At 41.9% G+C, this 22,307-nt stretch carries 17 protein-coding genes and 1 tRNA gene; 8 read left to right on the forward strand and 10 right to left on the reverse strand.

What is annotated here, in order from left to right:
- Positions 1-117: 117 nt before the first annotated feature.
- Positions 118-867 carry a DUF561 domain-containing protein gene (locus G3T18_RS23485; protein ID WP_224413025.1) on the forward strand — a complete coding sequence of 250 codons (750 nt, stop codon included), beginning with the start codon at positions 118-120 and terminating at the stop codon, positions 865-867.
- A gap of 182 nt (positions 868-1,049) precedes the next feature.
- Here the strand turns inward: G3T18_RS23485 and G3T18_RS23490 are convergent, their stop codons facing one another.
- The gene (locus tag G3T18_RS23490) at positions 1,050-2,204 is read right to left on the reverse strand and encodes a DegT/DnrJ/EryC1/StrS family aminotransferase (RefSeq protein ID WP_224413026.1); all 1,155 of its coding nucleotides are present in this window, start codon (positions 2,202-2,204) and stop codon (positions 1,050-1,052) included.
- 111 nt (positions 2,205-2,315) lie between these two features.
- On the opposite strand from G3T18_RS23490, the gene G3T18_RS23495 reads away from it, so the two are divergent.
- A complete protein-coding gene (locus tag G3T18_RS23495) occupies positions 2,316-3,095 on the forward strand; it encodes an ABC transporter permease (protein WP_224413027.1) in 780 nt (259 codons plus the stop codon).
- 46 nt (positions 3,096-3,141) lie between these two features.
- Here G3T18_RS23495 and G3T18_RS23500 read toward each other — a convergent pair whose 3' ends face one another.
- On the reverse strand, positions 3,142-5,004 hold the full coding sequence (locus tag G3T18_RS23500) for a hypothetical protein (RefSeq protein WP_224413028.1): 1,863 nt from the start codon (positions 5,002-5,004) through the stop codon (positions 3,142-3,144).
- A gap of 145 nt (positions 5,005-5,149) precedes the next feature.
- Here G3T18_RS23500 and G3T18_RS23505 point away from each other — a divergent pair, with 145 nt between their 5' ends.
- The 3 genes from G3T18_RS23505 (at position 5,150) to G3T18_RS23515 (ending at position 7,734) form a co-directional block, all read left to right on the forward strand.
- The gene (locus tag G3T18_RS23505; protein WP_224413029.1) at positions 5,150-6,415 is read left to right on the forward strand and encodes an ATP-grasp domain-containing protein; all 1,266 of its coding nucleotides are present in this window, start codon (positions 5,150-5,152) and stop codon (positions 6,413-6,415) included.
- 30 nt (positions 6,416-6,445) lie between these two features.
- Positions 6,446-7,339, forward strand: a complete 894-nt coding sequence (locus G3T18_RS23510; RefSeq protein WP_224413030.1) for a succinate--CoA ligase subunit alpha — start codon at positions 6,446-6,448, stop codon at positions 7,337-7,339.
- 182 nt (positions 7,340-7,521) lie between these two features.
- Positions 7,522-7,734: a DUF2997 domain-containing protein gene (locus G3T18_RS23515; protein ID WP_224413031.1), complete on the forward strand. Its 213-nt coding sequence runs from the start codon at positions 7,522-7,524 to the stop codon at positions 7,732-7,734.
- Positions 7,735-7,796: 62 nt separating this feature from the next.
- Here the strand turns inward: G3T18_RS23515 and G3T18_RS23520 are convergent, their stop codons facing one another.
- Entirely contained in the window at positions 7,797-11,393 is a 3,597-nt protein-coding gene (locus tag G3T18_RS23520; protein WP_224413032.1) for a WD40 domain-containing protein, read from the reverse strand.
- 380 nt (positions 11,394-11,773) lie between these two features.
- On the opposite strand from G3T18_RS23520, the gene G3T18_RS23525 reads away from it, so the two are divergent.
- Entirely contained in the window at positions 11,774-13,594 is a 1,821-nt protein-coding gene (locus G3T18_RS23525; protein WP_224413033.1) for an ABC transporter ATP-binding protein, read from the forward strand.
- A gap of 86 nt (positions 13,595-13,680) precedes the next feature.
- Positions 13,681-14,034, forward strand: a complete 354-nt coding sequence (locus tag G3T18_RS23530) for a phage holin family protein (RefSeq protein ID WP_224413034.1) — start codon at positions 13,681-13,683, stop codon at positions 14,032-14,034.
- A 5-nt stretch (positions 14,035-14,039) separates the two neighbouring features.
- On the opposite strand, the gene cobJ is transcribed toward G3T18_RS23530, so the two are convergent.
- From cobJ to G3T18_RS23565, 7 genes are all read right to left on the reverse strand, one after another.
- Positions 14,040-15,926, reverse strand: coding sequence for a precorrin-3B C(17)-methyltransferase (gene cobJ / locus G3T18_RS23535; protein ID WP_224413035.1), 1,887 nt, complete (start codon positions 15,924-15,926; stop codon positions 14,040-14,042).
- Between the two features lie 336 nt (positions 15,927-16,262).
- Entirely contained in the window at positions 16,263-16,844 is a 582-nt protein-coding gene (locus G3T18_RS23540) for an L-threonylcarbamoyladenylate synthase (RefSeq protein WP_224413036.1), read from the reverse strand.
- Between the two features lie 642 nt (positions 16,845-17,486).
- Positions 17,487-18,368, reverse strand: coding sequence for a peptide chain release factor N(5)-glutamine methyltransferase (gene prmC / locus G3T18_RS23545; protein WP_224413037.1), 882 nt, complete (start codon positions 18,366-18,368; stop codon positions 17,487-17,489).
- A 3-nt stretch (positions 18,369-18,371) separates the two neighbouring features.
- On the reverse strand, positions 18,372-19,109 hold the full coding sequence (locus G3T18_RS23550) for a Tic22 family protein (RefSeq protein WP_224413038.1): 738 nt from the start codon (positions 19,107-19,109) through the stop codon (positions 18,372-18,374).
- A gap of 59 nt (positions 19,110-19,168) precedes the next feature.
- Positions 19,169-19,906 (reverse strand): Tic22 family protein, encoded by a 738-nt coding sequence (locus G3T18_RS23555; RefSeq protein ID WP_224413039.1) that lies wholly within the window; start codon positions 19,904-19,906, stop codon positions 19,169-19,171.
- A gap of 506 nt (positions 19,907-20,412) precedes the next feature.
- A tRNA-Pro gene (locus G3T18_RS23560) sits at positions 20,413-20,486 on the reverse strand.
- Positions 20,487-20,533: 47 nt separating this feature from the next.
- Entirely contained in the window at positions 20,534-21,055 is a 522-nt protein-coding gene (locus tag G3T18_RS23565; RefSeq protein WP_224413040.1) for a GNAT family N-acetyltransferase, read from the reverse strand.
- Between the two features lie 453 nt (positions 21,056-21,508).
- Here G3T18_RS23565 and G3T18_RS23570 point away from each other — a divergent pair, with 453 nt between their 5' ends.
- Entirely contained in the window at positions 21,509-22,234 is a 726-nt protein-coding gene (locus G3T18_RS23570) for a hypothetical protein (RefSeq protein ID WP_224413067.1), read from the forward strand.
- The last annotated feature ends 73 nt before the right edge of the window (positions 22,235-22,307 follow it).

Here is a 22,307-nt window from a genome sequence, read left to right on the forward strand (position 1 = left end):
CTGCTCTTAGTTTAGGCAAAATTTTCACCGACTACTATTAATCTTTTGAGGGAAAGGTAAACTGGGGACAGGATTTGACTATAATACCGATCTGATGGGAAGTTATAAAGTAACAAGATGAGTTTACATCCTCAACTAGTAAAGGCTTTTGCCCAAAAGAATGCTCTCAAAGTTATTAGCGGCTTGAATAATTTTGACTCTCAGAGCGTGGCTGCGGTGGTTAAGGCGGCTACCGCAGGTGGTGCAACTTTTGTCGATTTGGCGGCAGATCCCGATCTTGTCCGCATGGCGCGTCAGTTGACTGATTTACCAATTTGTGTTTCGGCTGTGGAACCGCAGTTATTTGTAGAAGCGATCGCTGCTGGTGCGGATTTGATTGAAATTGGTAATTTTGATAGTTTTTACGCCCAAGGAAGACGTTTTGAAGCGGCTGAAGTTTTGCAGTTAACGAAAGAAACGCGATCGCTGCTTCGGGATGTTACTCTTTCGGTGACGGTTCCTCATATTCTGGAACTCGATCGCCAAGTACAATTGGCTGAGGAGTTGGTTGCTGCGGGTGCTGATATTATTCAAACTGAAGGCGGTACGAGTAGCAGTCCTCAACATCCTGGTACTCTGGGTTTGATCGAAAAAGCTGCACCTACTTTAGCGGCGGCTTATAGCATTTCTCAGGCTGTTGATGTGCCTGTTTTATGTGCTTCTGGTTTGTCTAATGTTACTGCACCAATGGCGATCGCTGCTGGTGCTAGTGGTGTTGGAGTTGGTTCGGCGATTAATCAACTCGATAATGAAGTAGCTATGGTGGCTGTGGTTCGCGGTTTGGTGGATGCTTTGGCTACTGCGAAAACTAATCGAGTTCTTTCCTAACCTAACCCCCTAACCCCCTTTCCTCCTAGGGAAGGGGGAGACAAGGAAGAGGGGGAGGACAAGGGAGAAGGGGGAGACAAGGAGGAGTTAAGGGATAAACGGATAACTGTTCACTGTTCACTGGTCACTGTTCACTGTTCACTGATAACTGTTCACTGATAACTGAACCCAATCCCCAATCCCTAAGACAAAGAAGCATAGCTTTTAACTTCTACCAAACAATCTTTCAGCGCGTAAACTACTTGTTGTTGTTCTGCAAAGGAAAGTTCGGGGAACATTGGTAAAGACAAAACTTCGTTCGCGGCTTGTTCGGCAATGGGGAAGTTTCCTTGCTGATATCCTAATTGTTGATACACAGGTTGTAAGTGTAAGGGTAAAGGATAATAAACCATTGTCGTAATTCCTAATTCTCCGAGTTGCTGGCGGATTTTGTCGCGCAATTTGGGAGATTTTTCTTGACAATTTACCCGAATTGTGTACTGGTTCCAAACCGATTTAGCTGCGGGTAGCACTTGGGGAAGTTTAATTCCGGGAAGGTTTTCCAGAAGCTTTTGATACTGTTGAGCTAACTGATTTCGTTGTTGATTCCAGCGATCGAGATAAGCTAGTTTAACTTGTAGGATCGCTGCTTGAATGCTGTCGAGACGAGAATTAATGCCATTAACTTGGTGATAATAGCGATCGCTTCTACCATGATCGGCGACAATGCGCATTTGTGCCGCAATTTCGGGATTATTGGTGGTTGCTATTCCCCCATCACCACAAGCAGCTAAATTTTTCGTCGGATAGAAGCTAAAACAACCGATATCGCCGATCGTACCCACTTTAGCACCTGCCCATTCCGCCCCGGTTGCTTGAGCGCAATCTTCGATGACAAAGAGATGGTTTGCTTTCGCAACCTGCATTAATTCAGTCATATTCGCAGGTTGTCCGAACAAATGAACCGGAATAATTGCCTTTGTTTGCTTAGTAATAGCGGCAGTGAGATGATTAATATCGAGATTAAACGTCTGGGGATCGATATCGACAAATACGGGTTTAGCACCCACAGCCGCGATCGCTTCAGCCGTTGCAATAAAAGTAAAGGGTGTGGTAATTACTTCATCTCCTGCGCCGATTTTTAAGGCTCTCAGGGCAAGATAAAGCGCATCTGTGCCAGAATTGCAGGAAACAGCACGATCTACGCCTAAATAAGCAGCAAATTGTTGCTCAAAATCTGTTACCGCAGTACCACCGATATAACGACCAGAATAAAGGATATCGAGAACTGCCGTCCCGACTTCCTCTCTAATAAGTTTGTATTGTCTTGTTAAATCAACAGGAGGTATTTTATTCACTCGCTCTCACCAACAGGTTTTACCTATAAAAGCAAATTTTGCCTAAAAAGGGAATATTAGCACAACATTGTCTTATTTTTTAGAGAATGCTTCCAGGACGAGATTGTTTCAATGGACAACTTAATTGAATTAGAATATACAGATTTAGCTTTGGCTTTAGCTCTGATGGCGATCGCGATCGGCTTATCTAGTTGGGAGAAACTAGGATTAGAAAATCAACTTTTTTTCGCCACAGTGCGATCGCTACTTCAGTTGACGGTGGTAGGATACATTTTAGAATTCGTCTTCGCGATCGCCAATCCTTGGCTTGTCTTAGCAGCGATCGCGACAATGATCTCAATTGCGGCAATTGTTACCCGCAACCGGATCGGGAAAAAACTCCAGCGTCTCTTACCGTTAGTCTGGGGTTCGCTAGTCGTTAGTACGGCGATTACTTTAAGTTATGTAATTTTTTTGATTATTCAACCCAATTTGTGGTATGAGCCACAATATTTAATTCCCCTAGCAGGTATGATTATCGGTAACGCGATGAACGGAGCCGCGATCGCCGGAGAACGACTAGCTAGTAAGATCGACAATAGCCAAATTGAAATCGAAACCTATCTCAGTTTAGGAGCCAAACCCCAACAAGCGATCGCCAATTATCGTCAAGAAGCCATTCGTGCTGGCTTAATTCCCACTTTAAATCAAATGATGGTTGTCGGTTTAGTTACTTTACCAGGAATGTTTACAGGACAAGTTTTAAGCGGGATCGATCCCTTAAATGCCGTTTCCTATCAGTTATTAATTTTATTCGCGATCGCCTTTGCTAATTTGATCGCCACTTTATTAGTAACCAACGGCGTTTATCGTCAATTTTTCAACGATCGCCAACAGCTTATCTCGCCGTAAATTTTCCTTAAATAATTCCCAATTGGCATAATTCAACTTGAGATTACTAATCCGGCAAATAAGTTTGAATCAAAACATTATCCGGAGTATAAACTTCTACACGAGTTCCCGACTTATTACTAATAGCTTCCAAAGCCACCTCCAGAGATTTTACATGATTAAAGAGATTAACCTGAGTTTGATAATCGCCTTTAGTTTGAGCATTAATTGCCGTTTGTCGTAACTTTTGCATATAACTAGAACTCAAGCTAACTTTAACCACATTATTAGTAATTGTATAGTTACAAATCGAACTCGTTGCCGAACAAATGCGTTCTAAATCCTCCTTAATTTGTTGCAATTTCAGAGCAATGCGCAATTGCGCTTGAGCATTTTTGTAAGCTGCCGAATAAGTAGGAATTAAAGACTGAGCTTTACTGTGGTAAAAAGTATTATTAGGAACTTGTTGAATGTAAGCAAGACCATTACGCCAACGCTCAGAAGCCACAGCCCATTGACCGTTTTTTTCTGCTTCTTGAGCTAACTCACCCAGACGAACACCTTGATTATAAGTATTATCGCCAAATTGTTCTTGAGTTTGGCGATCGCGTGCTTTAGCTAACTTAGGTGAATAAAGTTTTTGTAACTGTTGTGCTTCTTCGTAAACTGTCGTACCTTGAGGAATTGCTGCCAAACGTTCTTGCACCGTTTGCCAAGTAGAATAAACTAACTGCCAATTAGCTAAAGTTTGGGCAACTCCTTGACGCACTTCGGCAATTTCCGCCGCATTTTTAGCTGCTTCCAAGTTAACTGTAGCCTCTTTTTCTTGCTGCAAGCGACGATTAATTACCGCTAAATTTTCTTGATATTCTTCAACCTTAGTTCGAGCAAAATCGTAAAAATCACTCTCAGGAGAAACTTCCTCTAAAAGCGCGATCGCCTCGCGCCATCCTGTTTGAACTTCTTCCCATTTAGCAGCAGGTAAAGGCGGATTTTGCGTCAGATAAGCAGTTTTTGCTCCTGCTTGTAAACCCAAAACTAAGCGATCTAAATTTTCCGAACGAGGCTGATAAACTTGTAACAGATTTGCTGCCTCTGAGTGATGTCGCGACCAAGAAGGGATAGCCTGTAAAATATCGATCGCCCGATCTAAATGTTTTTGTGCATTGAGAATTGCTTGTCCTGAAGTGGGACCTTGGAGAATTTCTTCTGAACCATCAGCTAACTGTTTAGCCACACCTAAAACTTCACATTTGCCAACCACACAGGGACGATTGAGAAAAGATAAACTCGTCAAGAAAAAGACTAAACCAATCCCCAATCCAGCTAAAATTATCGGCAGCCAATTTGTCTGAGAAATTTCATTTTCTTCATCTTCTTCTCCGGCAGTTTCTAATTCATCATTTTCCGGAAAATATGAGGAATGGAAATTGGTTTTTTCTGGTTCAACTGCGGTAGTTTCGTTAGAGGAATCTTCTTCGTCATCGAGTTTCAGCAACTCTTCTAACTCAGCCATTTCCTCATTGACAACAGGTGCATCTGTCGAAGCAGCATCAGTTTCGGCAACTGCTTCCTCAGCATTTTCTGAGCTAGGTGTAGAAATTGTCACCGTATGAAAAGCATAGGGTTGCTCTTGCCCTAACACTCTCAAATACATTAACACTCGATAGCCTCCTGCTAATTCAGGAACTTGGCTATCAGGATCGACAAGATCCGTTTTCCAATCTTTGAGAGTTGCCTCAATCAAGTTAAAGGTACGTTTTTTATAAGGAGTAACTGGCTCTGGATGTTCCACTAAAATTGTCAGTGTCTCATCTCGGAAAAGACAGCGCACCTGTAAAGGTACGATTTGTAGTGATTCTGAGTTGAGGCGCTTTTGTAATCGATCCTCTAACGTTTCTAAAGTAGTTGGGCGAGTCGCTGTTTCCATAGTAGATAGAACGCGATGATATAAGCGTATTTGTTAGTTTAGGTGCTTTTTGGGTAAATTGTTGGTTTAATTGTTACTCTGGTGATTACTATCCCACTGACAGGCTGTTCACCTTCTCCTATTTAACCTTTTATTTGCAAAAACAATGGAATTACTAGAGTATCAAGCAAAAGAATTATTTCGTGGTGTAGGCATTCCTGTCTTACCAAGCCAACGCATTGACAACCCTAGGGATATTAGAAGGTTACAGTTAGACTATCCTATCGTACTTAAATCCCAAGTGCGAGTGGGAGGACGAGGAAAAGCAGGTGGAATCCGATTTGTAGAGAATACCATCGACGCGATCGCGGCTGCACGCACGATTTTGAATTTGGCGATCGCGGGTGAGTATCCGCAAGTTTTGTTGGCTGAGGCTCGTTATGATGCTCAAAGAGAGTTTTTTTTGGCGGTAGTCTTAGATTATCAGTTAAAGCGTCCGGTGCTTCTGGGTTCGATTCAAGGTGGGATCGATGTGGATGCGGTGGTCGAAAAAATGACAAAAGTAGCGATCGAGGATGAATTTTCTCCTTTTTATGCTCGACGTTTGGCTTCCCGGATGGGACTTCAGGGTGAGTTACTTCAGTCGGTAAGTGAAATCATCCAGAAAATGTACGATCTGTTTGTTTTTAAGGATTTAGATTTAGTCGAAATTAATCCGCTTGGGGTGAGTAAAGATGGTGAGTTGATGGCATTGGATGGGAAAATTACTGTTAACGATTATTCCTTGGGACGACATCCAGATCTGATTTCCCTTGCCGATTCCGAACAGATTTCTGCCTTAACTTCCGAAAAAATCTTATTTCAACCTGCTCAATCTCTACCATTATCATTAAAAAGCAAATGGGTGAATAAAGCAGGTAATGTTGGAATTATCAGTAATAGTGTCGGTTTGGCTTTAGCTACTTGGGACTTACTTTGTCAAGATGGATCTGTACCTAATTGTTGCGCGATCGTTGATGATGGCGAAATCGCTACTCAGCTTGAATTAGCGATCGCACAGTTGAGTGAAGATATTGAAGAGTTACAAGTTGTGTTGGTTAATATTCTTAGCGATTCAGTTACAGCGACGAAAGTAGGTGAAGCGATCGCTGATTATTTACTACCCGATTTTAACGAAACGCGTGCTAGCCGCAGCGAAGATCGCTTAGAAAGACCAACTGCTGTGGTTTCTCGTTCTCGTCGCGAGAACCGCGAACCTCAAATTAAACCACAGCCGGAAAATCAACCACCTCAGTTTGTAATTCGCGTTGTGGGTGGAGAACTCGATTCGATTCGAGAACGTTTAACAGCGATGCCTGTACACTGGACAGATAGCTTGGAAGAAGCAGTAAATCTTACTGTTTCTCTGAGTAATCCGGAAACTACAGATTAATCAACTGCTTGTCTTGAGAGCAAATTAAATATGAATTGGACACCAGACAGCAAAATTTTGGTTCAGGGCATTACCGAACCAATCGGGGTACATTACACGCTTAAAATGAAAGATTATGGTACTAATATTGTTGCCGGAGTTAGTGCTGGTCAAGGCGGTACAAAATTATCTGATATTCCTATTTTTGATTTGGTCGAAGAAGCAAGATCCGCATTAGGAGAAATCGATTTTTCCTTGATTTTTGTCCCCTCTTATGCTGCACTCGATGCTGTTTCTGAGGCGATCGCCGCAGGTATTCGCCAAATAATTCTCGCTACTGCTGGTGTCCCACCTTTAGATATGGTTCGCTTGCTGAAAAAAGTTCGCGAAACTGATACTTTACTTTTAGGTCCTGGTAATGCGGGAATTATTATCCCAGAAAAATTTTTCCTGGGAATTAGCGAACCTCAATTTTTTACTCCCGGTAAGGTAGGAATTATTAGCCGCACTGACTCTTTGATTTACGAAGTTGCTTTAGAATTAACTCAGGCAAAATTAGGACAGTCTATTGCTGTGAGTTTGGGTAGTGAGGGAATTATCGCTAGTGATTTTCAGCACTGGTTGGGAATTTTAGCCCAAGATAAAACAACTCAAGCAATTGTCTTACTCGGACAAGCGATCGCTTCTCAGGAAAAAGCTACAGTTGAGTATATCAAAAGCGCGATCGCTAAACCAGTGGTTGTTTATCTCGCTGGTACTCACACCCCAGTTAATCTTCCTTTGGGAGATTCGGCGGCGATTATCGCTACTCAGCTTACTCAAACTCCCGAAGGTTCCCGCATTAGCGATCGCCAACTTTCTACTTTTGAAAAGGCAAAAATTCCCCTCGCTAAACGTCCTTCCCAAATTCCTTCTCTAGTTAAAAAATTACTCAAAAAAAAGTGATTGGCTACTGGGTTTAGTTATCACTTATCAGTTATCAGTAGATCTTGGAGACAAGGAAGACTTGGAGGAAGTAGATAGTAAACTGTTTCCTGTTCGCTGGTAACTGATAACTGTTTACTGCTAATCCCCAATCTCTAAGCTATTATGAAAAAATAAGCACAAATTTTCTGAGGAAAATTTTTATGGCTGAATACAGAAAGATTGAATATCGCATTGGCAAAGATGGCAAAATCACCGAAAGGGTAATTAATGCTAGTGGACAAAGCTGCACTGAAACTACCAAAAACATTGAAAAGGCTCTTGGTGATTTAGAATCTCAAGAATTGTTGCCGGAATACTACCAACAAGATTCTAACTTATTTGACATCCAAACTCAAAATTTAGACCAATTTTAGACTTACCATAAACCTTTAATTGAGAGACGCAGTCAAATGCGTCTCTCGCTGGTTTTCTTGCACTAAATTTTAACTCGATCCCTTTTCTTTCCCGAAAATAAAACACCGTCGCATAAATGACGTTCGTCCTCGCTAAGGTGGGAATTTGTCCGCAAATAATCTTCTACCCAGTGACAAGCATAAGTTAAGGGATCGAGTTTCACCACTTGGTCTAAATTCCACAAAATTAGTCGATTATCTTCGCTTCCCGAAGCAATAAAACTATCATCGGGGCTAACAGCGATCGCGCGAACCGCATCTCGATGTCCAACCAAAATTTTCTGGAGTCTACCTGACAAATTCCAAATCTTAACCGTCTTATCCGAACCTCCAGTAACAATTTTCTGACCTTTGGGACCAAAAGCAACCCCACAAACTGCCGCACCATGCTCAAAACTTTTGACTAAAGTGCCATCTCGATGCCAAAGTCGGATCGTACCGTCTCCACTTGCAGAAGCCAAAAATTGACCGTCGGGGCTAAAAGCAACTCCACAAACTAATGAGTGATGTCCCGCTAAAGTTCTTAAAAAACTGCCATCTGGCTGCCAAAGTTTAATCGTATTATCACCACTGGTAACAGCAATAATTTGGCTGTCGGGACTAAAGGTAATTCGCCGTAACGTCGCCCCAAAACCACTCAAACTTCTTAAAAAAGTACCATCTTCTTGCCAAATTTTCACCGTATTATCCGCACCTGCGGCAGCGATTAATTGACCATCGGGGCTAAATTCTACATCCCAAACTTCAGCACCATAAGTTAACGTTTTCAGTAGCCTACCATCTCGCCGCCAAAGTTTAACAGTACCGTCATTACTCGCGGTGGCAATAGTTTGATTATCTGGGCTAATGTCTACACCAAAAACCGAAGCTTCATGTCCGACTAAATTTGTCAGTAACTTACCTTCGCGGTTCCAAATTTTCACCGTATGGTCCAAACTTGCTGTGGCGATCGCCTGAGAGTCTGGCGCGATCGCCACTCCCCAAATTGCTGCATCCGCCGCTTGGAGACTACTTTTTAATCTCCCTTTTCGTTTCCATATTCTGACCATTTTTTCGGTTCCGGCAGAAGCAATATAAGTACCATCCGGACTCAAAGCAACTCGCCAAATGCCCGTATTAGCTCCTCTGAGCGTGTTTACTTCAGTTTTGGCGTTAAAGTTCCAAATTTTAATTGTTTTGTCTAGACTGCCGGAAACAAGCCTTTGACCGTCAGCACTTAAAGCAATGCTACCAATACCGTTACTATGTCCGTTGAGAATTTTTTCTGGACGACCACTAAATTCTTCCAAGTTGCTAATGTCCCAGAATTTAATCGTTTTGTCCATACTGGAACTAATTAAAGTTTGCCCGTCTAAGCTAAAAATTACTTGGGAAATCCCCGTAGCATGGGCTTGCCAACTTTTGAGTAACGTACCATCTCGCTGCCACAATTTAATCGTTTTTTCGCTTTCTGATGCCAGCATTTTCCCATCGGGGCTAAAAGCGATACTACCCACCAAAGCGCTATGTCCTTGGAGAATTTTGTAAGGTAAAATTTGCAGTTTATTAGTATAATCCCATTGCCAAAGTTTAACCGTGCGATCGGCACTTCCAGAAGCAAGAATTTGACCGTCGGGACTAAAATTAAGGGTCATTACTGCACTATCATGTGCTTGCAGAGTTTGATAAGGTGATTTGGGAAATTTCCCGATCGCATCTCGTTGCCATAATTGAATTATCCCATCGTCACTACCTGCTGCGAGATAATTTCCATCAGGGCTAAATTCGATCGTCCAAACTGGAGTTAAATGTTTTTCCAGAGTTTTTAATAAGGTTCCATCTCGTCGCCAAAGTTTAATGCTACCGTCGGTACTACCAGTGACGATCAAATTACTGTCGGGACTGATATCAATTGTCCAAGCTTCGGCTTCAAAATCGGAAAGACGGTTTGACTCGACTACTTCGTAAACTGCTTGTCTGAGGACGGTTTCTACTTTGGTTTCGGTTTCTAGATCGGTTCCTCCTAGTTTTTCTAGGGATCTTGTGGCTTTGATTGCTTGGATAAGTGCGTCTAAACGTTGATGAGAAGCAAAAAAGGCATCCGAGGAAGTGGCGATCGCGCTAATTGCTTTGATTTTCACTTGGCGATCGATCGCTACGGCTCGATTATATTCGGAAAAGGCTAATCCTCCTAATACGGAAACAATTACTAAAGCGACACTTACTGCAACTAATAAATATCTTTGTAATCTAGCTGCTTTTTGTTCTTGAATTAATCTTTTTTGTTCCTCCGCTAATCTGGCTGCTATTTCTTTTGCTCTTTCTGCTTCTAAAGATTGTTGGACTTCCTGACGGTCTAATTCTTGAGAAGCTGCGAGGAATTGATAATCGAGATTACTTAAGCTTTTTCCCTGCGCCCAAACTTGAGCTTCTTGTAATGCTTTTCCCCGTAAAAGTCGCGAGGGATCGGTTTTTTTTGAGGCGATCCAAGCTTCTATTCCTTGCGAGTACGGACGTAGATTATTTAATTGTTTTTCTACCCATTCCCGATTAAAAATTTCTTGATAAAGTAGGTTTCTTACTCTCAATAAGCCTTGTTTTTTAATTATTAATCCCGAAAGCAACAGTTCAATTTGTTCTCGTGAATCATCGGCTGAAATTTCAACTTCTTGTAAAATTTGCTGATAAATTCCCAGCATTCTCCCCGCTCTTTCCTCGCTATAAAGTAACCGAGAACGAATCGTACGGAAATGTTCTGGTTCATCTTGGGATTCCCAGTTTTCAATAATCAGAGACTTAACAATACTTTCTACCCAAAATCCTTCATTTCCTGGAGGAATTGTCAGCACTCCACTCGCTGTTTCTTGGCTTGCTTTGAAAGCTAATTGGCACAATTTTTGCGTTAAAAATGGCTGTCCTCCCGTCCATTTTAAAATCTCGACCAATACCGATCGAGCATTGTTAATTTTGGGAGCTAATCCCTTGACTAAGGGTTGCGCTTCTTGTAAAGAAAAACCATGTAATTCTATGGCTTTACCAATATTAAAAGGAGTGCGATTTTTATCAACAATTAAATCTGAAGGTGTTGCCACACCGAAAATGGCAAAGCTAATCCGGTTATAAGCGGGATTAATTGCACGCTGATTATAACAAAAACGAATTAAGGCGAAAAAGTCATCAACGGGAAAATCTAAACTGAGAATACTGTCAATCTCGTCAATAAAAATAAATAGTCTTTCTTCAGGAAAATGAACGGATAAAAGTTCGTGAATAAAGCGACTTAATCTTTGTAACAAAGACAGTTCTTCTTGTTCGCGCCACCAGACTTTTAAGTTTAGTTCGCCAACTAAATTAAAGCCTGACCAAATATCGGCGACAATCCCTTTATACCATTGAGCAGGTGTAATATTTTCGCTACCAATATTGGTCATATCAACAGCAGCACAAAGAAATCCTACTTGTTCTAAACGAAACATTGTTCGCACCAACAGCGAGGATTTTCCTGTTTGTCTGGAGTTGAGAATATAACAAAATTCCCCTGCTTTTAAGGCTTCGTAAAGTTCTGCATCAGCGCCACGTACTACATAACTGGGATCGTCTTGTCTTAGACTACCACCAACTTGATAAGTGTTAATTGTCATGTTTTTTTTGGGGTTTGGGGACTGGGGACTGGTGACTGGTGACTGGTGACTGGGGACTGGTGACTGGGGAGACAAGGGGGAATTAGAGTATAAACTGGTCACTGTTGACTGTTCACTGGAAACAATCTTACTCCTAGCCAAATCAGTAGTAATAATTAATTCCCAATCTCCAATCCCTAATCCCTAATCCCTAATCCCCAATCCCCAGTCCCCAATCCCTAATCCCCAGTCCCCAATGATATCGCTTTCACTAAAACCACATAAATGAGTAAATGTCAACTGGTGAATGCAGATACCTACTAACTCATTTCAGTAAATCGGGAGAGTAAACTGGTAACTGATAACTGGTAACTGTTAACTGATAACTGGTAACTGATTTAATGTCTGTATCATCTCCGCGATCGAGAACTCAACCACGCCAGGAAAATGATTGGCGGCTATTTCTGCGACTTGTACCCTACGCTCGCGGTAGTCAGCGCACTTTTTTCATTTCTTTGATTTTGCTAGTCCCAATGGCGCTAGCAGGGGCAATCCAGCCATTAATTATTGGACAGGCGGTATCCTTACTGCGCGATGAAGAAGTCTGGTTTTTTCTGGCAGAACGTTCGGTTTCTGAAGGAATAGATTTTCTCATCGTTTTGCTAATGGGGACGATTCTTTTACGCTTGGTTTTTGTCTCGCTGCAAGGATTTTTAGTTCAAAAAGTTGGGCAGGAAATTACTGCCAGAATTCGAGAAGATTTATTTACTCATGTAACTTCCCTCGCAATGGGCTTTTTTAACCGCACTCCTGTGGGACGTTTGGTAACTCGTTTGACTAGCGATGTGGAAGCTTTGGGTGATGTTTTTTCAACTGGGGCAATTGGCATTGTTAGCGATCTAATTTATATTCTAGTGACGCTAATAATCATGTTTGTTATGCAATGGCAGTTGGCTTTAATGCTAGTGCTAATGTTAATCCCGATTACGGCGGTAATTGTTTATTTTCAGGGACGCTATCGTCAGGCAAATTATCGGGCTAGGGAAGAACTTTCTCAACTTAATTCGATTTTGCAGGAAAATGTTACTGGAATCAATGTGGTACAGCTATTTCGTCGCGAACAATTTAATAGTCAAATGTTTCGCAAGGTGAATGCTGCTTATCGCAATGAAATTGATAAAACTATTTTCTATGATTCGGCGGTTTCGGCAACTATAGAGTGGATTTCTTTGGTGGCGATCGCTGGGGTATTATGGTTGGGTGGCTTTTTTATTCTGCGCGATGCCTTGACTTTTGGAACTTTATCTGCTTTTATTCTTTACGCTCAACGACTTTTCGATCCCCTACGTCGTTTTGCGGAAAAGTTTACCATGCTCCAAGCAGGTTTTACGGCTGTAGAACGGATTGGTGAGTTATTAGATGAACCAATTGCAATTCGCGATCCTGAAGCTGAAAAAACTAGCAAATTTCAACCTCAACAAAGTTTAGCTACGACTGGGGAAATTAAGTTTGAAAATGTCTGGTTTGCTTATAAGGATGATGATTATGTTCTCAAAGATTTAGATTTTATAATTCATCCTGGAGAAAAAATTGCTTTTGTCGGTCCAACGGGGGCGGGAAAAAGTTCGGTAATTCGCTTGCTTTGTCGTCTTTATGAACCGACAAAAGGCAGAATTACTGTTGATGGAATTGATATTCGCGACCTTCCTCAAGCTGAATTACGTCGTCATGTGGGCGTAATTTTACAAGAAAGTTTTTTGTTTGCTGGTGATGTAATTAGGAATATCACTTTGGGTGAAAATTACTCGCTTGATGAGGTGAAAAGGGCGGCTGAGTTAACTAATATCGATCGCTTTATTGAACGTTTACCGGATAATTATCATACTCAATTACGCGAACGAGGCGCTAATTTGTCTGGTGGTGAAAAGCAGTTATTGGCTTTTGCACGGGTGGCAATTCGCGATCCTCGAATTTTGGTTTTAGATGAAGCAACGGCTAATTTGGATGTGGGTACGGAGGCTTTAATTCAAGATGCTTTGTCACGTTTGTTAGAGGAAAGGACGGCAATTATTATTGCTCATCGTTTGTCTACAATTCGCAATGTGGATCGCATTTTTGTCCTGAAAAAAGGTAGATTAGTTGAGTCGGGAAGCCACGATGAGTTATTAACACAACAGGGAATGTACGCGAGTTTGTATCAGTTACAAATGTTGGGTAATTGATTGCTAGTAGGTGGGGGATTCCCTACCTGCTTTTTTCCCCAGTGAAGTAAGATGAAAATAAAGATAAGTGGTTGGGGAAACAAATTATGCCACAATTTATACTTACTTGGTTAGCTACGGCGGCTTCGCTGTTGATTACGGCTTGGATTGTTCCAGGTTTGACAATTACTAACATTACTGCGGCAATTGTTGCAGCAGCAGTTTTGGGTTTTGTCAATGCTTTTGTGAAACCGATTTTGGTGCTGTTTACTCTACCTCTAACAATTCTAACTTTAGGTTTGTTTTTGTTAGTAGTTAATGCGATCGCTTTGGGTTTGGTGGGCTATCTCTCTCCTGGGTTTGTGGTTGCTGGTTTCTTTCCAGCGCTAATTGGTTCTTTTGTACTATCTTTCGTTTCGGGTTTAATTAATCAGTTCTTGCCTGAAGAATACCAAAATTGATCGCCTTACTCAAATCCTAAATAACCTCTGGGTGTAATCATCCAGTCACCATACTGACAACTGCTGCAATTACCAATTATCACTGTAGTGAGCATATCGATGGGTAATTGCAGCATTTTGTCAAGGGTTGTCAGAAAGATTTTTTCGTCGTCTCGATAAGCAGAATGAACGATCGCCACCGGAGTTTCCGGATCTCGGTATTGCAGAAAAATGTCGCGGGCGGCGATAATTTGTTGGGTACGATTGCGCGATCGCGGATTGTACAAAGCTGTGACAAAATCTGCTTGGGCTGCTGCTGCCAAACGCTTGACAATTACGTCCCAAGGTGTTAATAGGTCACTTAAACTTATAGCACAAAAATCGTGCATGAGCGGCGCCCCAACTTTCGCGGCTGCGGCTTGTAAAGCACTAATTCCGGGAAAAACTTCGACTTGGGGCGTTTTCCCATCCCAACCACTCACCTGAAGTTGTTCTAAGACTAATCCTGCCATACCGTAGATACCACAGTCGCCCGAAGATACTACGGCTACCTTTAAACCCCATTGTGCCAGGGATCTCGCTCTTTCGGCGCGTTGTTTTTCTTGGGTAATGGGAAAAGCCTCAATTATTTGTCCGGGACGACGCAAAGAGGCAATTAATTTCAGGTAAAGTTCGTAGCCGATAACTACATCAGCTTGGGTAATCGCAGTTTGGGCAGCAAAAGTCATTTGGGCTAAATTACCAGGTCCCATCCCCACTAAAAATAATTTGCCGAGGCGTCCGGTATATTCTAATTCTGCTTCCGCAACCGCGATCGTGCAAGCCCCTGGTTCATTTTCCAGGCGAAATATTTGTTTATCAACTAATAAATTGGGTAGTTGCTTTTCGCAGTAACTTTCAGCTACATATAAAGCTGCGGCTTCGGCTACGCTTGGTGTGCCAACTTCTTTGGCTACTACTGCTGAAGGCGTAGGAACTTTGATTTTCCGTAAAGTTTCCGCACCGAAAGTAAATAAGGGTAAATTACAATCTGCACATAACTCTAAAATAGCTGTTTCATCGGCTTTCACATCGATAGTAGAAATTCCCGCGATCGCAGCTTCCGCTAAATGATATTTTTGTAATACTTGCTTAATTCCTTGGGCAATTACCTCTAAAGAAGTTCCTCTCTCGCAACCAATTCCTACCCATAATACTCGCGGATGCCATTGTACTTTGGGAACTTCGCCATCGCTAGCAAATTTACGCTTAGTTGCTGAAATCCAAACTCTCGCTTTTGGAGTAATTGAGGCTTCTTTTTGGGTAGCTGTATATTCCGGAAAGCCAAAGTAAAAAGAATGTCTTTCGGGAAGACAATTTTGCCACAAACGCGAACCCGCATCTTGAATAACTTGTACCACATCTTGACGCGCGATCGCCGCACTAACCCCAGTCCAATTTCCTTCACCTTTCCGCCACCCAAAGGGATTTCCTAAAACATCAATTCCTGGTAATTCTAAACTCATTGAAGCCCCAGTTATTACTGGTTTTGCGCCAATTTCACCAGCAACTAACTGAGTTAATTTATCTGCCCCACCTTGATGTCCGCTAGCTAAACTAATGACGAACTTACCTTCATTATCTAAGACTACCACGGCTGGATCGCTAGCTTTATCTCTTAACAAAGGCGCAATTAATCTTACTACTGCCCCAGCCGCTAAACAAAAGATGAAACCCTGATTTTCCTGCCAAATTGAGGCAAGATGTTCTTTCAGGGAAACTTGATAAAATTGGGCACTATCTATATCTATATAATTAGCGATTTTTTCGGGTAGCCAAAGAGTTATTCCCCGATGGTGACATAGAGGTTGTAAAATTTTGGCAGCTTTAGGATTAGTTGCGATCGCTGCTATCGACCAATCTTCCTCGAACATTCGTTAATTTATCAGTCAAAACTTAGTATGGAACAGTTTCCACCTATCTAATTTTACACTTCCTTGACGAAAAATCGCTCATCCTTTTCCAGTCCATTCAAGCACAGAAAGCTAAAATTTCTCAAACATTTTTGTAAACCTTCTTTGCGCCTTTCCGTGAGAAAAAAAGAAAGTCCATCACCCACTCAACCCAAATTGCAAACCAAAACCCCTTAGCAAACTTTCTTTGCGTCTACTCTTACGGGAACGGCTAACGCCGAATGCGTCTTTGCACGAAACAAAAACACTTAATTATTTGAGTGACTTTATCAGTCAAGAGTTAGTATGGGGCAGTTTTCAGCTATCTAATTTTACACTTCCTTGGCGCAAAATTGACCATGCTTTTCCAGTCCATTTAGCAACGGTAGAAGGAATGCCGCTAGCTGTTTCTGTTTCCTCATAATCTAGGGTTAATACTTCGGGAAAGGATGCCGCGATCGCACTCATTTTTTCTAATGGTGGTTCGCCGGAACGATTTGCGCTGGTGGTAGCTAAAGGTTGTGTCTGGGCTAAGATTTCCTGGGCAATTTTTAGCTTGGGTATCCTAACTCCAATGGTCGTTGGATCTTCGGGGTTCATTTCTCTAGGAACAAGTTCCGAAGCTGGTAATACTAGCGTCAGTTGTCCTGGTAAATATTCTGCCGCAACTTGCTGCCAAATTTCCATTTCTCTTGCTGTACCTTGCAGATAAGGTAAAAAGTCTTCCCAAGTTGCTGCCATGAGAATTAAGGGTTTTTTTAAGGGACGTTTTTTAACTGCGAAAATGAGCGGCGATGCTTGTGGTTGGGCGGCTAATGCTGGTACTGTATCTGTGGGAAAGCTAACTAGTTTTCCCGATTTTGCACCGATAATTAGTTGTTCTTGGGAAACTGTGGGCATTTTTTCGCTGACAGGTTTGTTTTTCAGTCGATCTTTTTCTAATTCTAGTTGATTGAGATTTGCTGATGAAATTTGAATCTCTGATTTTTCCTTAGTTTAGGTGCAGTTTCCTAGCTCAGTCAAGTCTCTTTTCTTTCTTCATTTAAGTTAGTTTCTGGCGCAAGTTCGATTTTTGGCTTTCTCGACTCTTGTTAATAGCTAAAAGTTGAATTTTTTGGGTTCTACTTGCTTTATTTGGGTTTTCGTGATATTTTGAGAATATCTTCTTCATAATGGAAATCTGTGCATTTTTAAGGATGAGAGGCTATACTCCCCCTTAAAGAATAATAAGCTGAAAAAATCTCAAAATCGAGTGCTAGTTAATAATTCTTTACCTAAGCTTGATTTAAGAGTTTTTGTCTCGCGCAAAGACGCCAAGTCGCCAAGAAAGCTCGCTAAGGGGTTTTGTTCCAAAAGGTCAATTTTTTTTTGGTAAGGTACTTGCTTTATTTTGTTTTTCGTGATACTTTGAGAATATCTTCTTCATAATGGAAATCTGTGCATTTTTAAGGATAAAAGGTTATACTGACCCTTAAAAGAATAATAGTTTAAAAAGTCAAGAGAAAATCATTCTTTTAACAAAAATTAATTTTGCTTTTTCCCTTAACAACGATAAGCCAAAGCAAAACGTTCTATTCCCGCTAAATCAGGGAAAATTTGCATATTAGAATAACTACCTTGTTGTTGTAACAAATGAGTAACTTCCTCAGCTTGTCCAGCCATCATTTCAATTAACCACACACCACCAGAAACTAAATATTGAGGGGAAGATTGAACTAAATAACGAATACTAGCTAAACCATCTTTTCCCCCATCTAAAGCTAAGTGAGGTTCGTGTTGAACTACTTCTGGTTGCAATTGTGGCAGCGTCAAGGTAGGAATATAAGGAGGATTAGAGACTATTCCGGCGACTTTACCCTGGAGATGAGAGAGAGGTTCCCACCAGGAACCTTGAGAAAAGTTTATCCTCTCTTCAAAGCCAAGATTAGTGGCATTTTTCTTCGCAAGATTTAAAGCTGAGGCACTCAAATCTACTGCATAAATTTGTGCATTTGTCAAGATATCTGCCAAACCAATCGCGATCGCGCCACTACCAGTACCCAAATCCACCCAAATCCCAGTATCGAGATGGGGAGTAGGACTATTTTGCGCGGCGGCGAAAGCCAGTTCAACAATTTCCTCAGTTTCGGGTCGCGGAATCAACACATCGGGAGACACTTCCAGGGAAAAACGCCGCCAGTGACACCTCCCAACCAAATACTGAACCGGGACGCGAGAGAGCAAACGTTTTTCCCAAAGAGTATTTAACTCAGCCAAAGAAACTGGTAGAGAGGTAGTTGAGAAAGACTCCAAACGCAAAGCAAGACGATCTAAACCAGCCACCTCTTGGAGCAACCAATCAACCTCAGCCGGAGAAATACCAGCCGCGATCGCCTTACTTTGAGCATCTCGTCTCCATTGAGCGAGTAAATTACCAGCTACCATCTACTAATTTTCACGAGGAAGCGATCGCAAAAACTCCATCGACTCCTGAGAAGGAACCAACAAAATTTGATTAAGCTGCTGATTCTCACTAGTACGGAGAGTTTCAATCACACCTTCAAGATTGACCACTTGAACTTTAACCGTAGCAGCCAATTCCGGATTTTGTTGCTTAAAAGTATCGACCATTGTTTGTAACTGTTCCCGCTCAAAAAAGAAAGGAACCATTTGGCGATCTCCTTGTTGCAAAGTCAAATAACGTTGCTCATTTCCAGCTTTCGCAACAAACAAAGGAACCCCACGAAACTCATCAATTTCCTGACCACCTTGACGAATCAAAGTTTCCGCCGATTCCACTTGTTCATCAATCGGAACAAAAGCAAAACTCAAACCATCAGAGCGATCGCGATTTTCTTGACCGAGTTGATAAACTGCTCCCAGAGAAACCGGAGTTACCCGAACTTGATTCCCCAGATCGGGATTTTCTCTTTTCAACCGTTCGAGGAAAGCATTAGCATCCTCTTGAGAGATAAACACACCAGCCACTGCGCGATCGTTTTGGCGATCGTCATTGATAACCAAAGGCGCACCTTGAGCATCTGTCACCGTAAAAACCGGAACCGAGCGTAATTTTTCCACCACTTCTGCTTCAGGTAAAGCCAAAGCTGGTGAAATCAAACCCAAAGTCAACAAACCCGTTGCCAGCGAACTAAACAAAAAACTTTTCCGAAACAAAGATTTCATTACCAAAAAACCTCAAATATTGTTGTCTTATTGAGCCCAAAATACTGATTGCGTCGCTACTAATTTTGACCTTGGGGTAGAGACTGCAAGAATTGTAGCGACTCCCGGGAAGGAACCAGAACAATCTTATTCAATTGGGCATCATTACTGGTTTGCAAAGTCCGAATCACACCCTCTAGCGGCACCACCTGAACTTGTACCGTGGAAGCCAAACTCGGTTGTTGTTGCTTAAAGCGATCGATCACATTTTGTAACTGCTCTTTTTCAAAAAAGAAAGGAATTACTTGCTCGCCATCTCGTTGAATCGTCAAATAGCCTCGATCCTGTCCTCCACGAGCAACAAACAAAGGAACTCCTTGAAAATTCTCAATATTTTGTCCCTGCTGACGGAGAACTGTCACCGCCGTCTGGACTTGATTTTGCATTGGCAAAAAGGCAAAACCTAAACCATTATTTTGATTTTCCCGCGACTGATTGAGTTGATAAATTTCACCCAGAGATACCGGAAAAACGCGCACTTGATTGCCCAGTTCGGGGTTTTCTCTTTTCAGTTTATTCACAAAAGCCTCAGCATCACTTTGGCTAATAAAGACACCTGATACTCTTTGATCTTCCACCGAAGCAACTAGCGGCGAACCATCGCGATCGGCGATCGTAAAAACTGGTATAGTGCGTAATTTTTCCATAACTTGAGCTTCTGGTAAAGCCAACGCCGAAAGCCCAGAAGCGAATACCGAACCCAGTGACGTAGCAGCAACTAAACTAAAAGTTGCCCAAGAGCGAACCAAAGATTTCATGCTTCACTTACCTCAAAAACTTTTTCCCAAAATATTTTTCTGCTTGCTATTTTACAGAGAGATTAATCGCGACAACTTTTCAATTTCAATCTTAAGCAAGAATTCAAGATATTAGCCAATCGGCAAAATTTAGTAACGGTAGCCAAAAAAGCTTATTCTACCTCTATCTAATTAAAGAATATTTTAGATAAAAGTTACCTCCCTTGAATTTGACGTGCAAGTAAAATTATTTTCTCCCTCACCTTAGATTGCTTTTCTTGCCAAAATATTCACTTTTTTAGCTAATTTTCCCAGATTTGAAACTACTATCTCCATCCGGACTCCATGACTCAATTTACTCATCAAGGGTTCCAATTAACCAATACTTATAAGAATTAGCGCTCGCCGGTTCCTACTGATTTTGCTGGTCATGATAGACATAACCGATGCCCAAAGTCAATTCTGCACTCCCACAAATAATAACCCCCCTGTTATTTTTAGGAGGGTTGAGAGATTCTAGTTTGCGATCGGGATGACAGGATTTGAACCTGCGACATCCTGCTCCCAAAGCAGGCGCGCTACCAAGCTGCGCTACATCCCGAGACCTTATCCATTATAACCCAATTTTGTAACTCACAAGCGAAAATTTCAATCTGGATACCAAAACATACCTTTAATTCCTTCCGGATCGAGGATAAAACCAAGTCGGCGATAGAAATCGACCACTTGGGGATCGGCAAAAAGAGTGATATTACTAATATCCTCGCTACGGAGTTTTTTAATCGTGTACTTCATCAAAGCCTTACCCAACCCCTTATTTTGGAAATCAGGATGAACAACCACATCCCAAATTGTGGCATTAAAAGCGTGGTCTGAAGTAGCCCTAGCAAAGCCAACCAAACGGTTGCTACTCCCGCGTACCTCCCACATAGAAACTACGAGAAAGCTGTGTTGAAGAGCCTTTTTTACTTTACGCAGGGGACGGCGAGACCAACCGACAGCATCACAAAGTTCTTCAAGTTCGTAAAGGTCAATTTCTCGTTCAGTGCTAAAAAAAATTCGAGAATCCCCAGCGCGATCGCCGGTTTTTACCACGGTCTCCCTTTCAGGATCGATCGTCTGAGACGCTGCTGCGTCAGAATTGCTAAACAAGCTTTTCCAAAAACCCATGCCTGATGGCTAAGTCATTAGATTTGTTTACACCGCCAAAAGCGACGGAATTTGCCCGAAGGCAGCTTTCTTGTTGAAGAAAGCAAGCAATCAGAGCTAGACTTTGACATTGGAATCGATCCAAGCAAAAAACGTTCTAGCCGCGACCGCACGAAATAGATAATAGCACAACTAGAGAGTATATTGATTCGAGATTAATCTTCGCCTATCAGTTTAGCCTTGACATTCTTTGGATTAAACTGGGGCTAGTAAACTACCCTAGCGTAAGACAGACAGGGCTTCCAGATTCATTGGGCAATTCTTTTCTATTCCAAAAGATAGATAAGACTTACCAAAACCATTACTGGCAGTCGTCTGTTAAAGACAATTACAGTTAATTAACAACGAATAACAGCATCGGCTGTGACTATTTCACCTTCACCGGGCTTGAAAAACACACTTGTACCTTCTTCTATGGCTGCGGGTTTAAAATCTTCTACCCTAGAGCTTTTGAAGCGCTTTAATCGAGCGTTCCCTCAGTTCTACGAACAGTTTGTCAGTAGTGAAATTCAACTGCAAAACCTGCGTTTAGCACATCGGCTCTATAAGAGCAAGCGAGCAGTAATCGAACTGAAACCTGAAGGCTCTAAAAGTGCCTTACACTTTGCTTACCGCAATCAATCTTTTTTGTTAAGCGATATTTTTGGTGTTCTCGCTGCTTACGGACTGACAATTCACAGTCTTAGTCTCTATGGTCAAATCAAACCACCGATGCTGGTTTTTATTAAATTGGTTGTATCTCGCGGCAGCAAAGCACTCACTGACAAAACTGCTGATAATGTTTGTCGCGCTATTCGCGAAGCTTTAGCGGGTCGATTTGAAGTCGAAGAGATGCTCGCTGTGGAATTTAACCTTGATGCTGGTTTAGAGCAAGTAGAAACTGAGTTTTATGTCGATCCAGTTTTTCACCTGCCCGCACTGTTAATTGAGGCAGATAATCAACCGGGATTATTCTATAAGGTAATGTACGCCATTTGGCAAGAGGATTTACTGGTAGTAAATGCGAATTTGTTAGTCTGGCGAGGACGCACGCGCTTGATTCTCTATCTACTTGGACCTAATGAAAACTTGATTCCAGAATATCTCGGTCAAAAAATTGCCGAAAGCGTTCGCCAAAGGTTACTTGGGGAGAGATTTTAGTGGTGAGAACCTACTTTTGTCAATCAACCAACAAATCAACAAGCGTGACCGCCACTTCCTCAATTCAGGATAC

Origin of the sequence: Oscillatoria salina IIICB1 (assembly GCF_020144665.1) — a bacterium.
Classification (GTDB): domain Bacteria; phylum Cyanobacteriota; class Cyanobacteriia; order Cyanobacteriales; family SIO1D9; genus IIICB1.

What these genes read in the sequence shown, in the direction of transcription:
- G3T18_RS23495 (WP_224413027.1), top strand. Translation starts at nt 2,316, where the DNA reads ATGGACAACTTAATTGAATTAGAATATACAGATTTAGCTTTGGCTTTA.
- G3T18_RS23570 (WP_224413067.1), top strand. Translation starts at nt 21,509, where the DNA reads ATGGCTGCGGGTTTAAAATCTTCTACCCTAGAGCTTTTGAAGCGCTTT.
- G3T18_RS23515 (WP_224413031.1), top strand. Translation starts at nt 7,522, where the DNA reads ATGGCTGAATACAGAAAGATTGAATATCGCATTGGCAAAGATGGCAAA.
- G3T18_RS23550 (WP_224413038.1), bottom strand. Translation starts at nt 19,109, where the DNA reads ATGAAATCTTTGTTTCGGAAAAGTTTTTTGTTTAGTTCGCTGGCAACG.
- G3T18_RS23485 (WP_224413025.1), top strand. Translation starts at nt 118, where the DNA reads ATGAGTTTACATCCTCAACTAGTAAAGGCTTTTGCCCAAAAGAATGCT.
- prmC (WP_224413037.1), bottom strand. Translation starts at nt 18,368, where the DNA reads ATGGTAGCTGGTAATTTACTCGCTCAATGGAGACGAGATGCTCAAAGT.
- G3T18_RS23525 (WP_224413033.1), top strand. Translation starts at nt 11,774, where the DNA reads ATGTCTGTATCATCTCCGCGATCGAGAACTCAACCACGCCAGGAAAAT.
- G3T18_RS23540 (WP_224413036.1), bottom strand. Translation starts at nt 16,844, where the DNA reads ATGCCCACAGTTTCCCAAGAACAACTAATTATCGGTGCAAAATCGGGA.
- G3T18_RS23505 (WP_224413029.1), top strand. Translation starts at nt 5,150, where the DNA reads ATGGAATTACTAGAGTATCAAGCAAAAGAATTATTTCGTGGTGTAGGC.
- G3T18_RS23555 (WP_224413039.1), bottom strand. Translation starts at nt 19,906, where the DNA reads ATGAAATCTTTGGTTCGCTCTTGGGCAACTTTTAGTTTAGTTGCTGCT.
- G3T18_RS23530 (WP_224413034.1), top strand. Translation starts at nt 13,681, where the DNA reads ATGCCACAATTTATACTTACTTGGTTAGCTACGGCGGCTTCGCTGTTG.
- G3T18_RS23565 (WP_224413040.1), bottom strand. Translation starts at nt 21,055, where the DNA reads ATGGGTTTTTGGAAAAGCTTGTTTAGCAATTCTGACGCAGCAGCGTCT.
- G3T18_RS23510 (WP_224413030.1), top strand. Translation starts at nt 6,446, where the DNA reads ATGAATTGGACACCAGACAGCAAAATTTTGGTTCAGGGCATTACCGAA.
- G3T18_RS23500 (WP_224413028.1), bottom strand. Translation starts at nt 5,004, where the DNA reads ATGGAAACAGCGACTCGCCCAACTACTTTAGAAACGTTAGAGGATCGA.
- cobJ (WP_224413035.1), bottom strand. Translation starts at nt 15,926, where the DNA reads ATGTTCGAGGAAGATTGGTCGATAGCAGCGATCGCAACTAATCCTAAA.
- G3T18_RS23520 (WP_224413032.1), bottom strand. Translation starts at nt 11,393, where the DNA reads ATGACAATTAACACTTATCAAGTTGGTGGTAGTCTAAGACAAGACGAT.